Source organism: Xylanibacter brevis ATCC 19188, assembly GCF_000621725.1.
GTDB classification, from domain to species: Bacteria; Bacteroidota; Bacteroidia; order Bacteroidales; family Bacteroidaceae; genus Prevotella; species Prevotella brevis.
In genome coordinates this window covers 133,255-147,973 of sequence record NZ_JHXM01000012.1, presented here as the reverse complement: position 1 = coordinate 147,973, position 14,719 = coordinate 133,255, and the positions used below count along the sequence as shown (strand labels likewise).

Genomic DNA, 14,719 nt, shown 5'->3' with positions numbered 1-14,719 from the left:
GCTTTCGCTTAAACGCGCTTTTACTTTCAACTGTATGGTTTTGCCTTATGGTTATACTATCAGTTCTTGTGTGCAAGATGTCTACCTATACGGTTGACGTAATTGTCAATTATCAATTGTCAATTGTCAATACGAAAGAAATATTAGGTGGTTATTGCGGCGGGGTCCCACCTCTTCCCATTCCGAACAGAGAAGTTAAGCCCGCTTGCGCCGATGGTACTGCAATGCAATGCGGGAGAGTAGGAGGCCGCCATCTTTACAGAGAGCCCTGATTCAACACTGAGTCAGGGCTCTTTTTTATATAAGATATTTTGTATTAGTTAGAACAACGCAGTTTTATAAGAGAATGAAGAAGGAGCGTATTACTTATTCGCGATATTTGACTCCATTTGTTTTGGTTACGCTTTTGTTTTTCCTTTGGGGATTTGCAAGGGCGATTCTTGATGTTTTGAATAAACATTTCCAAGATGTAATGGACATTTCGATTACTCGTTCGGCTTGGATTCAGGTGACGACGTATCTGGGTTACTTCCTGATGGCTATCCCTGCTGGTATGTTTATCCGTAGATATGGTTATAGAAATGGAGTCGTTTTAGGTTTGTCGATATTTGGTTTGGGCGCTCTTGCTTTTATACCTATCTCTTCTTTTTATGGTTTTCTTGTTGCGTTGTTCATCATCGGTTGTGGATTGACATTTCTTGAAACTGCAGCAAATCCTTATGTTACGGAGTTAGGACCTAAAGCAACTTCCGCAAGTAGATTGAATCTTTCTCAGACCTTTAATGGTATGGGTTCTTTTATGGCTACTCTTCTCGTGGGCCAGTTCCTGTATCGTGATGGCGTTGAGAGTGCTGATGTAGCCGTTCCCTATGGCATCCTAGGTACTGTAGTACTGATTATCGCTATTTTCTTTTCACGTGTCAGACTCCCAGAGATCAAGAATGATTACGATAGCAACCAGGGATTAACCTCTGTACTGCGCAATAGATGGTTCCTGTTTGGATCTCTCGCTCTGTTGTGTTATGAGATAGCAGAGATTTCAATCAACAGCTACTTTATGAACTTTGTCACCGATACAGGATGGATGTCTAAGTTGATGGCTTCACGTTTGGTTTCCCTCGCTTTGATCATATTTATGGGTGGACGATTCCTGGGTAGTTGGATTATGAGTGTTGTTAAGGCGGAGAAGATGCTGCTGTTCTGTGCTATCGGTACAGTCAGTTGTATGACTATCACTCTTCTTGATTTAGGTGTTGTGTCACTCGTCTTCTTGGTACTTAATTATCTTTTCGAGGCTATTATGTTTCCCACCATCTTCTCGTTGGCCATAAGAGGATTAGGTCCCCAGACCAAGAGTGCATCTTCTTTGTTGATGATGACACCTATCGGAGGTTGTGGCTTCTTGTTGATGGGTTTCTTGGCCGATCATACCACTCCCTATATCCCCTTCATTCTGCCGTTATCCGCTTTCTTGGTTGTTCTAGTATATGCTGCCATGATGGTTAAACGGTCTTCTATTTGATTATTTAATTATAGATAAAGAAAGCATCCTAACTATTTCATGTTATCATGATAGTTAGGATGCTTTCTTTTTGTTTATATTTCGTTGAAGTTATGTCTCTCTTATTCCTTTTAACAGGCGGATGTAGTAGATGCCAGGACAGAGGGTGGTGGAAGCGGTTAAACGGACTTTCAACTGCTGGGCGTCTTTGAGGATCTCAGCGGGAATCTTGTATTCAGTGTTGAAGAAACCATTGGAGTCGCAGTCTTTTGCTGTCGCAGGAATTGTGATGTCGGCAATGGGCTTTCCGTTTATGGTTAGAGTAGCCTTGCGTCCCATGTCGGCGATGTTGAATCTCAGCATGATGCTGAGGTTCTGTGCTATGCGTTCTTTGTTGAAGAGCGTATATTGAATATAGCCATTAGGACGTGCATCGCGATAATGCTCAGTTCTGAACTCGCCCGTGCTTGAATCCATAGAATAGCTGTATTCATGTCCAGCCTCACTTTGCTGCTCACCAGGCGCCACAAAGTCGATGGTACGTGCCTGTAGTGCTTCGTTCAGCGCTTCAGCCTTAGCCATGCTGCTGTTGGCATAATGCTCTGGTGTTTGCTGATACCAGTAACACTGATATCTGTCGTGATGAATGGCGTAGAACGGCTCCAGCGTTAGTCTGTTCCACTTATAGGATGCAATACCTTTTCGGCTGACATCGATGGAGAAGCTCAACTTCTTTTTTCGCTCCTTCTTGATGCGTTCCAGCACCTTGCTTCTGTCACCGATGAGCAGCGGCGCCGATGTGAGGTTCAAGGACTTTGCCATGCTGCCAGGCGCATGATCCATACGCCCTTCGCCACCATATTCATTCTGCAGTTTCTCCTTACCATTCGTCGTGTTGGCTGCCAGTAGGATAGGGCCATACTTAAAGGCAATGTAATCGCTCAGGTTAGGGCACTCCTCATAGCGCAGTTCCATGGGAAGGTTGATACTGATCTTGTCGCCAGCCACCCAGTTGCGTGTGATGTGGATATAGTAGGCCTTACCTTGTGCTTCAGTGTGATTGATCTTCTTGTTGTTTACAGTATAGGAGAATCCCTTTCCCACCCATGCCGGATGTCGGAATGCGATGGTATAGTGTCCACTCTTCCCCACGGTCAGTGTGGTAGTCGACTGATTGGGAAAGTCCGTCTCTTGAGTTATCACGAAGTCCTTATCCACCAGTTTTGATGGCGTAAACAAGTTAACGTACAGCGTCTTGTTGCCATCGTGTGTGTAGATGAAGTGACCATACTTGGAATGGTTCTCCATGCCTGTTCCCACACAGCACCACATGCCCTGGTTCACTTGCGAGTAGATGCGGTAACCTTGTGGACGTAGTGTTGTGAAGTAAACATATCCGCCTGTGGTGGGATCCTGTGTAGAGAGAATATGGTTCCACATGGCTTGCTCATAGAAGTCAGCATACTTGGCATCGCCAGTGTGGTCGCTCATCATCTCAGAAAGTTTCAACATGTTGTTCGTGTTGCATGACTCAGGTCCATCCAGTTGGTCGATATACCTGTTACTGTTCTTTTCCGAAAGAAAATGCTCGTTCACTGAGTTACCCCCGATGCAAACCGTTCTGTTTGTTGCTACATCCTTCCAGAAGTTCTCTGCAGCAGTTGTGTATGATTGGTTGTTGGCCTCACCAATGCGCTCCATGCCGATGTATTTAGGCACTTGCGTGTTGGCATGCTTTCCGTCCAGGAAAGCCGTGTTGAGCGTTTGCATGCCGTTCAACATCTTTTTATGCGTATATTTCTTGGCAGCATTCAGATACTTCTTGTCTCCAAAGAGCTGATAAGCATCCATCATCGACTCGTTCATGCCGCCATGTTCGGTGTCGAGCACCTTCTCCATGTCCGCCTCGCTCACGTTTGCAATCACGTTGACGCTCCAGTCGGCCATCTTTCTGAACATCTCCTTGGCCGTCTCACTATTTCCATAGAGGTAAGCATCTCGCAGTCCAGCCAAGATCTTATGTTGGCAATAGAAAGGCACCCAACCGCCGTGTCTCTTATAGGGTTGGATATCTCCTCTGTAGAGCGCCTCCCAGTCGCTATTGATGGGCTGTCCTCCAATGAAACCGTAAAGTCCGTCGTGATGCTCGTCAAACTGCTCCTGACAGTCTTTCATGACGCCTATCATATAGTCCAGGCGCTCTTTCAGTTGCGCCTTCTTCGCCGTATCATGGCAAGCAGCATAGGCCAAGGCCAGGGCCGACAGGTAATGTCCGCCCACATGTCCACTCAGGTCGAACGACGCATCGCCCCAGTTGTTGAAGTTAGGATGTTTTGTCAGCCATTGGAAGTAGGGCGACGTGCTGTCGGTGGTCGCTGCCAGTCCAGCTTGTCGGACGTAAGGCGTCAGCAGTCTGTTGACGTCATATTTCAACAGTACCTCAATGTTCAGGTCCATAGCCTTCTTCATCGGTCCGTCGAGCAGCGTGACCTGTTCCAGGTCGAAGTGCTTAGGGTATAACTCACTCTGTGCATCTGCAGCTATCGTACTGCTGCACATCATCACACCTGTCAGTAGTAGTTTTGGTAGTTTCATCGTTGTTTTTAAGAATGGCAGTTTGTGGTTTATTTCACTGTTGTACGCCTTTCGCGTATCAGTTTCAGCTGTCGTAACAAGTCTTCATAGTGAAGCGCATTCAGACCGCTGCTTTCCTTCAGTTGCTGCTCGCAGAACGTCTCAATCTCTTTCATGTTCATCAGCACGTAGAGCGAAGCATCCGAGTTTAGGTAGCGCCCCATGACGCCCCTAAGGTCAGCTTCCGAAGGATTCAGGATCACGTTCAGATGCTGAATATACGAGCGCTGCAACTGTCTTCTAGCTTTCGCCTTCAGGTCGTTGGCTTTGCCAATAGGCTTCCAGACGGTGGCCTTCAGGTCTGCCAGATACGCGTCTATGGGGTAGGGCGTCGCAGCAATGTTGTTGAGCATCAGTGGCGTCATCAGTCTGTTCAGCAGGTTGCTTTGCATCTGCTGATGCGTATTTGCTACGTCTGTAGCCGTTTTCGACACGATGCCAGCAGGGTAGAGCCATTCCGGCATGTCGAATACCTGTTGGCCGATGAAAGCCACCGCTTCCTTTTGTCTTTCAGCAGAGGCATATTCCACAGGGTTGCGTCCCGGCATGTTGTTGGTGTATCGCGACCCGATGTTCTTCATCACGTGGTTTACGTATCTGTTGAACTGATCGCACACCGCTTTATACATCTCGTTCAGGTCCTCATACTGATCGTTCTCCTGGTGTGTCCATGTCGGCAGTTGCTGTATGATGCGCTTCAGGTTCTTGATGCCATATTCCGATGCCTTCACGCTGTTGTCGCCCAGATCTTCGGTCTGTGCACGAGCATCCTCGTTGCGTCCCTCGCCGCCAAACCACAGTCGTGGGTTGCCTTTCAGTGTTCGCGTCGTTTCGGTCATCAGCTGTTCCTTCTCCTCATATTCATCCTTAAACTCCGGGCGCCACTGATATCCCCATTTGATGGCCCATTTGTCGTAGTCGTTGATGCGAGGGAACAAACCCTTCTCGCTGATGCCGTCTTCGGGCTGAGCCACATAGTTGAAACGCGCATAGTCCATGATGCTGGCCGTGTGTCCATGGGCCTCGACCCAGGCTTTGTCGCGCAACTTCTCTACGGGTGTGGCAAACGAAGCCCCCATGTTGTGGCGCAGTCCCAACGAGTGTCCCACCTCATGACTGCTCACAAAACGAATCAGTTCGCCCATCAGTTTATCGTCGAAGTGCATGGTCTGCGCACGCTTATCCACCGCGCCGCATTGTGTCATGTACCACTTCGTCAGCAGGTTCATCACGTTGTGATACCAGCAGATATGAGCCTCGATGATCTCGCCCGAGCGAGGATCCACGATGCGTGGCCCGTAGGCATTCTCCGTTTCCGATGGCAGATAGCGCAACACCGAGTAGCGTGCGTCCTCCAGACTGATGTTCGGGTCGTCTTCGGGCAGCACCTTGGCCGTGATGGCATTCTTGAATCCAGCCGCCTCAAAAGCCACGTTCCAGTCCTTGATGCCTTGAATCAGATAGGGAATCCACTTCTTGGGCGTAGCAGGGTCAATGTAATACACAATCTGTTTATCCGGCTCGGTCAGTTCGCCGCGAAGATATTTCTTCTTGTTCTTCGGCACCAGTCTGTAGCGCGAGATAAACGACTCGTGCTGCGTCTTGTGCTGCTGGTCGCTGAAGCGCACAAAGTTATTCACGAAATAGCCTACGCGCTCGTCCCACAGACGCTTGCGCATGGGTTCCTTGGGCAGCAGCACCATCGACGTGTTGAACGCCATGGTCATGGCCCCCGTCTTCGATGCCTCCGATCGTCCGGCGCTCGACCCATAGGTGCGTGTCGTGGCCACCTCGATGTTGGTAGGGAATACTTTGATGGTATCGATGAAGGTCAGGTCCTTGTTCTGGCCTCCCACCTTCAGTGTGCCTTTGCTTCCGCTTGAGAAGCTGGTCAGATGGCTGTCGCCTGTGAGAAACGAAGTTACCTCTATCAGACTATGATCATCCTCCTTGTTGCGACCAATGATTTTGAATGAGCGTACGATGGGATCTACGGTCGATTGCTCCAGCGTACGAGCAATATTGTCTTTGTTGTCGGCCACATGCGACAGCACGTACTGTCGCATCATCAGCTTTGTGGTGTCCCGACGTTCCAGATAGACCGTGCTGTGGCTGATCTCCTCTCCGGCAAACTGTCCGAAGTTCTGAGGCACGGCGGTCAGACGCGTCACGAAAAGCACGTAGCGTCCCAGCATGGAGTCGGGCACCTCGAAATAGTATTTATCGTCAATATGGCGCACACCAAACAAACCATTTCTCACGGTGCCGCCCTTCTTCATCAGTTTCTCGTATTCCGACTCCTTCTTCTCTTCTTTCTTCGGTGTCGGTTTTTTGCCGTGGCGTCTGGCTTTCAGCGTGTCCACGGTCGTGGTGTCTTGCTCCAGCGTGTCGGCCTTTGCCACATAGTAAGTGCTGGCCTGTGCAGTGTAAGCCATCATCAGGGCAACGATAGTAGTTAGTGTTTTATTCATAGTTTTAAAGTAATATATTCCCTTATTTCCGTTCTTATTTGATTTGCAGTTTGCCGTGGGCCAGTGCAGCGCCGATGGCGGTGCAGAACTGCGAGTATTTCGGTATGTGGAAGCGCACGTTATACAGCTTCTCCAGTGCAGGGAAGATGTCCTTGCACTGAGGCAACAGCGACAGATGACCGATGAGCACCATGTCGCGGCAGTCGGTGCCCTGGGCTGCCAGTACGGCTGCCGAACCGATAGACTGCAGCACCATTGTGATGATGCCGCAGGCGATGTCCTCGCGCGAGGCATCGTTCTTGGCATGTGCAAAGAGCGAAGCCGTGGCCTCCATGGGCAGACCAGGCAGTGGTTGTGCCGAGATGTCGCCGATGAGCAGGTTGATATGCTTGATATTGCCCTGCATGGCCAGTTCCGACACCTGTTTGATGTCGCTGGTGTTCAGCATGATGCGCGACAAGCCTTGCAGCGTGCCACCGCCAATGCCGATGCCACCGATGTGGTCTATCTTGTCGCCATGGCACATCACAAACGACGTACCCGTGCCCATCGACACCACGATGGCGTGATCGATGTGCGACTCAAAGCGAGCGCCCAGTGCGTCGGCGATGAACTCATCGCAGCGACTTGTCTTCACGCCATAGACATCATTCTTGACGTAGGCAGCGCCCACGCCAGTCAGCATGACATGGTCTATCTCTTCCAGTTCCAGACTGTTGTCGTGCAGATATTTTCCAAATGCGCCATAGAGTGAGGTGATGGGATCTGCCGCCGTAATACGTATTGGTGCCGATGGCTTGCCATCGCGCAGTCCAACGATCTTTGTGGTGCTGATGCCCACGTCAATACCTAAAATAATACCCATAATCTAGAGATTTTGGTGCAAAGGTAGCTAATTTCTTTCATATAACAATCACTTTAACAAATAATATAATGTTCGCGTACGTGTATGCGCATGATGTACCTAATTCTTCATGTCACATTTGGATGTTAGAAAAAAACTTCGTAACTTTGCCAAGTCATAAAACTAAAACAATGCATATTGCAGTAGCAGGTAATATAGGTAGTGGAAAATCGACCCTCACGCGCATGCTGGCTCATCATTATGGATGGGAGGCGCGTTTTGAGGCTGTTGATCACAATCCTTATCTGGAAGACTACTACAGCGACATCCATCGCTGGTCTTTCAATATGGAGGTGTTCTTCCTGAAAGAGCGCTTCCGCGATTTGATAGATATCTCGAAAGCCGACCATACCATCATCCAGGACCGTTCCATCTTTGAGGGCGTCTATGTGTTCATGCAGAACAATAAAGCCATGGGCAACCTCTCTGACCGCGACTACGAGACCTATATGGAGCTGTTTGAACAGATGATGAGCGTGGTGCGCTATCCCGACTTGATGATCTATCTTCGTGCCTCTGTGCCTCATCTGGTGGGCAACATCCAGAAGCGTGGACGCGACTATGAGCAGACCATGAAGTTGGATTATCTCGAGAATCTGAACCAGCGCTACGACGAGTTCATCAACAAGATGTATAAAGGCCGCGTGATGATTGTCGAGAAAGATGATTTGGACTATCAGAACAATCCCAAGGATTTTGCTAAAATCATCGATCGTATCGACAGCACCCTCTTCGGACTCTTCCCGCCCCAACAGGCGTTGTAATAGCAAATCAAGTATTCCCCTAAAACTCCCCTTAAAGAATATGCATATAGCAGTAGCAGGAAATATCGGTAGTGGCAAGACCACACTCACCAAGATGCTGGCCCATCGTTATGGATGGATCCCCAGATTTGAACCCGTAGATAACAATCCGTATCTGGAAGACTTCTATGCCGACATGAAGCGCTGGTCTTTCAATCTGCAGATCTATTTCCTGAACAAGCGTTTCAAGGAAGTGGTAGAGATCTCGCAGTCGAAAGACACCATCATACAGGACCGCACCATCTTTGAGGATGCCTGCATCTTTGCCCCCAATCTGCATGGACAGGGCATGATGAGCGATCGCGACTTTGCCAACTATAAAGACCTCTTCGACCTGATGATGTCGCTGGTCAAGTTGCCCGACCTCATGATCTACATTCGTTCCAGCATCCCCACGCTGGTAGCTCAGATACAGAAGCGCGGACGTGAATACGAGCAGACCATGCGCCTCGACTATCTGGAAGGCCTGAGCCGACGCTATGAGGACTGGATAGCTACCTATCAGGGACAACTCATTGTGATTGATGGCGATCACTGCAAGTTTGGTGATCGCGCCGAAGATTTCAAGCAGGTGACAGACATGATAGATGCCAAGCTCTACGGTCTGTTTCCGATGGAGGGGGTCTGAGGCTTGGAAAGTCTAGGCCCTTTACACAACAAAAAATCCCGCTAAAGTCCTGAGACTATCGCGGGATTTAAATGAAAGGAGGAGTGGTACCTCCAGGAATCGAACCGGGGACACACGGATTTTCAGTCCGATGCTCTACCAACTGAGCTAAGGCACCATTGTTCTTTAGATCACTGCATCCTTTCGTTTGCGGGTGCAAAGGTACAACAAAAAACTCGCCCCACCAAACATTTGCCGGAAATTTTTTAAAATAAGCCAGTTTTTAACACATTTTTGCTAAAACTGTCCTTTTAATGGGCAAAAACGCCCTTTTTATGCCTATTCTGCTGCTTGGCAGTTTGGCTTGTTTCTGTAGCTTATAGTGCCACTATTGTGCCGCCATTTTTTCTGTTTCCGCATGCCATACTGCCACTATTGATTTGCAGCCAGCCCCTAGAACGCATGAATCCAGCCCCTGGATCACGTCATTCTAGCCCCTGTATTGCATCCATCTAGCCCCTGGAATGATGTAATACAGCCCCTAGATCGGGACCAAAAGTGCCACTCTTGCATCATGATAGTGGCACTTTTGCATCATGATAGTGGCACTTTTGCTTTATGATAGTGGTACTATTGCTTCATGATAGTGGCACTCTTACTTTAGAGTATGTGGCAGAGAAGAGTGGCTTTGCCTCTATCTCTATGTTTCGTAGGGTATTAAAAAAAACTGACGGGACAAACGCCCCGCCAGTTTATACATGATGCCGATTAGGCATCGTATGAGAGTCTATGGTCTGCTGTCAGACTATAGTGGATTCCAACCTTGTGCTTTCAACTCGAATTCCTGGTTGTCGCGTGTCACGAGCACGTGTCCATACTTCTCTTCGGTGATGTGACCGATGAGACGCACATCTTCCATCTCCTTGATCTTCTCCAAGTCTCCGATGGGGACGGTGAACAACAGTTCGTAGTCCTCACCGCCATTCAGCGCGCAGGTGGTGACGTTCATATTCATCTCCTCAGCCATAACAGCTGTCTGGTAGTCGATGGGCAGCTCCTTCTCGAAGATGCGACAGCCCACGCCGCTCTGCTTGCAGATGTGCATCAGTTCAGATGACAGACCGTCGCTGATGTCCATCATCGCCGTGGGACGGATGCCAGCCTCGCGCAGTTTGCGGATAATGTCGCCGCGGGCTTCGGTCTGAAGCTGTCGCTGCAGCAAGTATTCCTTACCTGCAAAGTCGGGCGAGAAGTGGGCCAGCTCTTCCAGTGCGCGCTTGTCGCCCTTCTTCTTAGCTTCCTCCACCTGCTGATAGTACACGCTCTTCTCGCGCTCCAGCAGTTGCAGTCCCATGTAGGCAGCACCCAGGTCGCCACTCACGCAGACCAGGTCGGTGTTCTTGGCGCCGTTGCGATACACGATGTCCTCCTTGCGTGCCTCGCCAACACAGGTGATGCTGATGGCCAGTCCGGTGTACGACGAAGTGGTGTCGCCGCCTACGATGTCAACATTCCATTTCTCGCAGGCCAGTCTGAGGCCGGCATAAAACTCCTCCATGTCCTCCACGCTGAAGCGCTTGCTCAGCGCCAGCGATACGGTGATCTGTCTGGGGGTGCCGTTCATGGCAAACACATCGCTGATGTTCACCATGGCCGACTTGTAGCCCAAGTGCTTCAGGTCGATGTAGGTCAGGTCAAAGTGCACACCTTCCATCAGTAGGTCGGTGGTTATCAATACCTCGCTATCGGGGTAGTGAAGCACGGCGCAGTCGTCGCCCACGCCGTACTTTGTTGATTCGTTCTTGTTCTCTAAATCTTTTGTCAGTCGGTCTATCAGACCAAATTCTCCTAATTTTGCTATTTCCATATATGATGGTTTGTGGATTATTTCTTCCATTTCTCAGTGGGGTGATCGGTGTTGAAGCCCTCTGTCTTGCTGTGCTCCAGCTTCTCCGAGCGCACAATCATCTCACGCATAATCTCGGTCATGAAAGGCTGAGCCTTGTCGGCAGCCTCCTGCACCTCTTCGTGGCTCACCTCTACGGGGATGTCGAAGCCTCCCAGGTCGGTGACCACGCTGATGCCGAAGGTGCGGATGCCACAGTGGTGTGCCACGATGACCTCGGGCACTGTTGACATGCCCACGGTGTCGCCGCCCAGGATGCGGTACATCTTATATTCAGCAGGCGTCTCGAACGTAGGACCCTGCACACCCATATAGACACCATACTGCAGGCGAATCTTTTTCTCGCGTGCAATCTGGCTGGCCAGTTTGATCAGTGAGGGGTCGTAGGTCTCGTGCATATCCGGGAAACGCGGACCTGTGGGGAAGTTCTTTCCGCGCAGCGGGTGCTCTGGGAAGAAGTTGATGTGGTCGGTGATCACCATCAGGTCGCCAATTTTGAATCCAGGGTTCATGCCGCCGGCAGCGTTGCTGACAAAGAGCGTCTTGATGCCCAGCTCATACATCACGCGAACGGGGAAGGTCACCTCCTTCATCGTGTATCCCTCATAGTAGTGGAAACGTCCCTGCATGGCCATGATATCCACGCCACCCAGTTTGCCGAAGATCAGCTTTCCAGAGTGTCCCTCTACGGTAGATACGGGGAAGTTGGGGATGGAGCTATAGGGAAATTCGTAAGAGTCAGTTATTTCTGAAGCTAATTGTCCGAGGCCGGTCCCCAGAATGATGGCTGTCTTGGGGCTTGTTGTCATCCTTTCTTTTAACCAGGATGCTGTTTCTTGAATTCTTTCGTACATAGTTAATAATTTTTTGGTTAAACTTATCGGTTTGCTCAAGCATGAATTCAATCTCCAGCGGCAGTACGAAAAGATGTGTTCTCACTGCTTCGCTCAGGCCGTCGATGTGTTTAATGCGTGCAGCATCCTTCTCGGTGGTGACTATGCATTTCGGCTCTGCTAGCTGATTGAATTCTGTGTTGATGCGTTCAATGTCTTGTGGGGTGAAACTGTGATGATCTGGGAACGTCAGCGGGTGTAGCGAGGCTACGTGGGGCTTCAGGTCTTCGATCATCTGTCGGGGCGAGGCAATGCCTGTCAGCAGTAGGCAGTTTTGCGCTTTCAGCCCTGTCAGGTCGCTGGCCTTCTCTGCCAGTTGCGTCTGTGCAGCTTCTGGGAACAGAGGCATCAGTTTGCCGTAGGACAGGGTGCTGAAGTATAGCTCCTGATAGGGGAATAGGTCCATGGCCTTGGTGACGACGCGGTAGTCCATCGGCGTCAGGTTCTTCGGACATTTCGTGACGATGATGATGTCGGCGCGGTTCTTGCCCGAGAGCGGTTCACGCATGCGACCAGCCGGCAGCATCTTGTCGTAGATGATCAGTCGGTGGTAGTCCACCAGCAGAATGTTGATGCCAGGCTTCACGTAGCGATGCTGAAAGGCGTCGTCCAGCAGAATGACGTCGGGCTGAGGGTCGTGCTGCAGCAGCAACTTGATGCCCTTGGCGCGTTTCTTCTCTACGGCGATGGTCACCTCGGGGAATTTCTGCTTCATCTGGTAGGGCTCGTCTCCAATGTCTTCGGCTGTAGAATGCTCGTTGGCCACGTGGAATCCTTTCGACTTCCGCTTGTAGCCGCGGCTCAGCACTGCCACCTTCGCACTTTTCTCCAACAGTCTTATCAGATATTCGATATGAGGTGTCTTGCCAGTGCCGCCCACGGTGATGTTGCCCACCGAGATGACGGGCGTGGTGAAGCTCTCGCTTTTCAGTACGCCCATCTCGAAGAGACAGTTTCGTACCTGCACCACACAGCCGTAGAGCCAGCCCAGTGGCAGTAGCCATTTGTTGATTTTGATGAAGTCGCCTTCCATTCCTATGGTTTTCATAAGGAAAAGTGCCACTCTTCCGCTATTAAAGTGCCACTTCTCCGTTCTTATTCAGTTTAGATACCCGTAGCGAAGGGCAGTCGCGCCTGCAGACGGTTACGCTGCTGGTCGCGTCGCATCTCCATGATGGGCGTGTAGAGCTCGCCCAGTGTCTGCTGCAGTTCGGCATCCAGGTAGCTGCCTTTCTTCTCAGAACTCTCCAGCAGGGCGTCCAGCCAGTCGGTCTTGCCGGGGTAGGGCGCCGTGTAGTACTTGTCCAACTTAGCCAGTTCGGCAGCCTTTTTGACGGCATCGTCCAGCGAGCCCAGCTTGTCAACCAGCTTGATGCTGACAGCGTCGGATGCTATCCATACGCGGCCCTGAGCAATCTCGTTGACCTGCGCTTTGGTCATGCCGCGGCCATCGGCCACGATGGTGAGGAACGAGTCGTAGCCACGATCCACGTAGCTCTGCATGAAGCGAAGCACGTCGGCATTGTCCTTCTCGAATACCAGTCGTGTGTCGTAGTCGCTGTATTTATTGGTGCTCACGCCATCCCAGGTGATGCCCAGCTTGTTAGAGGCCAGTTCGCTCATGTTGGGTATCAGGCCGAAGATGCCGATAGACCCAGTCACGGTGGTTGGCTCAGCAAAGATATAGCTGGCAGGTGCGCTGATCATATAGCCACCCGAAGCCGCATAGCCACCCATCGAAACCACTACGGGCTTCTTCTCCTTCAGTTGTTTGATGGCGTGCCAGATATGTTCCGAGGCAATGGCGCTGCCACCAGGCGAGTTGACGCGCAGCACGACGGCTTTCACGTCGTCGTCCTCAGCCAGGGCGTTCAGATCCTCAACGGTCTCCTTGCCCACGATGGCATGCTCGCTGGCAAAGGCGCTGGCCTCCTCGTCGATGATCTCGCCGTAGGCATAATAGACAGCAATCTTGTCGCCTTCCTCCTTCGTGTCTTCCTTCAGGTTGATCATGTCTGCGAGGGTCAGCTGGTTGATGTCGTCATCCTCGTCGAGTCCCAACTTGCCCTTCACAATCTCCTTGATCTTTTCAGGGAAGATGGCATCGTCAATCAGTTTGGTGCTCTTATAGTCGGCAACGCTGGCGAAGCCCATGATGCTGTCGTCGGCCAGTTTGTTCAGGTGCTCGGGTGTCACGCCGCGGCTCTCGGCCATCTGCTTCAACCACAGTTTCCAGATGCCCTGCAGGTAGGCCGTGCGCTGTTCGCGGTCGTTGTCGCTCATGTCCTTACGGGTGACGCGCTCCACGGCACTTTTGTATTTACCCACGCGCGTGGCCTGATAGTTGATGCCAATCTTCTCGTACAGGCCAGTCATGTAGTAGTTCTTGCCGCCCATACCCTTGAAATCGATCATGCCCTGACAGTCCATAAAGATGCTGTCGGCTACAGAGCAAACGTAGTAAGAGCCCTGAGTGTATCTGTCGGCAAAGGCAATGATCCACTTGCCGCTCTTCTTGAAGTCGGCCAGTGCGTCGCGTACCTGCTGGGCGGTGGCAGGTGCATCGAATACGGTGGTGCCACCTTCCAGGTATATACCCTTGATATTCTCGTTGTTCTTAGCTTTCTTGATGGCACCAACGATGTCGTCCAGTCCCATGTTTGTCATATCTACCTGTCCCAGTAGTTCGTCGAAGGGAGAACCACCTTCTGTTCTTTCGTTCACCATTCCATCCATTTTCAATACGAAAACAGAGTTTTCTTTAGCCTTTGTTGGAGCAGAACTGCTGGCAATCATTGATGCAAAAGATATCATCATGATGATGCCACCAACAATAAATAGCGCAATAATGCCGCAAATGGTTGCGAGCATGTACCTAAAGAATTGTTTCATAATTAGCGTTTTTTTTGATAATTCAGTATGCAAAGATACTGTTTTTTTTATAATGATGTGCAAAAAGCTTGCAAAAAGTGTGCTTGGCCGTCAAAATAAGTATTATTT

10 protein-coding genes, 1 tRNA gene and 1 rRNA gene are annotated in these 14,719 nt (G+C 50.4%); 4 read left to right on the top strand and 8 right to left on the bottom strand.

The annotated features are described in order from the left end of the window. Nucleotides 1-143 precede the first annotated feature (143 nt). Nucleotides 144-256: ribosomal RNA gene (rrf, locus tag T433_RS0108325) — 5S ribosomal RNA — on the top strand. A 90-nt stretch (nucleotides 257-346) separates the two neighbouring features. Further along, nucleotides 347-1,522: a sugar MFS transporter gene (locus tag T433_RS0108320; RefSeq protein ID WP_027455490.1), complete on the top strand. Its 1,176-nt coding sequence runs from the start codon at nucleotides 347-349 to the stop codon at nucleotides 1,520-1,522. 90 nt (nucleotides 1,523-1,612) lie between these two features. Here the strand turns inward: T433_RS0108320 and T433_RS0108315 are convergent, their stop codons facing one another. Genes T433_RS0108315 through coaW form a run of 3 tightly spaced genes read right to left on the bottom strand, consistent with a single transcriptional unit; the run spans nucleotide 1,613 to nucleotide 7,471 of the window. Continuing rightward, a complete protein-coding gene (locus T433_RS0108315; protein WP_027455489.1) occupies nucleotides 1,613-4,096 on the bottom strand; it encodes a glycoside hydrolase family 127 protein in 2,484 nt (827 codons plus the stop codon). A 29-nt stretch (nucleotides 4,097-4,125) separates the two neighbouring features. Beyond that, complete coding sequence (locus T433_RS0108310) at nucleotides 4,126-6,606, bottom strand: zinc-dependent metalloprotease (RefSeq protein WP_027455488.1); 2,481 nt, start codon at nucleotides 6,604-6,606, stop codon at nucleotides 4,126-4,128. Nucleotides 6,607-6,640: 34 nt separating this feature from the next. After that, the gene (gene coaW / locus T433_RS0108305; protein WP_027455487.1) at nucleotides 6,641-7,471 is read right to left on the bottom strand and encodes a type II pantothenate kinase; all 831 of its coding nucleotides are present in this window, start codon (nucleotides 7,469-7,471) and stop codon (nucleotides 6,641-6,643) included. 170 nt (nucleotides 7,472-7,641) lie between these two features. Here coaW and T433_RS0108300 point away from each other — a divergent pair, with 170 nt between their 5' ends. Next, a complete protein-coding gene (locus T433_RS0108300; protein ID WP_027455486.1) occupies nucleotides 7,642-8,274 on the top strand; it encodes a deoxynucleoside kinase in 633 nt (210 codons plus the stop codon). A gap of 40 nt (nucleotides 8,275-8,314) precedes the next feature. Continuing rightward, entirely contained in the window at nucleotides 8,315-8,941 is a 627-nt protein-coding gene (locus tag T433_RS0108295; RefSeq protein WP_027455485.1) for a deoxynucleoside kinase, read from the top strand. Between the two features lie 84 nt (nucleotides 8,942-9,025). Here T433_RS0108295 and T433_RS0108290 read toward each other — a convergent pair. From T433_RS0108290 to sppA, 5 genes are all read right to left on the bottom strand, one after another. Beyond that, nucleotides 9,026-9,098 (bottom strand) — tRNA-Phe (locus T433_RS0108290). Nucleotides 9,099-9,725: 627 nt separating this feature from the next. Next, nucleotides 9,726-10,787, bottom strand: coding sequence for a thiamine-phosphate kinase (gene thiL / locus T433_RS0108280; RefSeq protein ID WP_027450234.1), 1,062 nt, complete (start codon nucleotides 10,785-10,787; stop codon nucleotides 9,726-9,728). 17 nt (nucleotides 10,788-10,804) lie between these two features. Then, nucleotides 10,805-11,680 (bottom strand): purine-nucleoside phosphorylase, encoded by an 876-nt coding sequence (locus tag T433_RS15010; RefSeq protein ID WP_052342132.1) that lies wholly within the window; start codon nucleotides 11,678-11,680, stop codon nucleotides 10,805-10,807. After that, nucleotides 11,565-12,758, bottom strand: coding sequence for a tetraacyldisaccharide 4'-kinase (gene lpxK / locus T433_RS16235; protein WP_428837372.1), 1,194 nt, complete (start codon nucleotides 12,756-12,758; stop codon nucleotides 11,565-11,567). Before lpxK ends, T433_RS15010 begins: the two co-directional genes overlap by 116 nt. Before the next feature lie 65 nt (nucleotides 12,759-12,823). After that, nucleotides 12,824-14,611, bottom strand: coding sequence for a signal peptide peptidase SppA (gene sppA, locus T433_RS0108265; protein ID WP_027455483.1), 1,788 nt, complete (start codon nucleotides 14,609-14,611; stop codon nucleotides 12,824-12,826). Nucleotides 14,612-14,719: the final 108 nt, after the last annotated feature.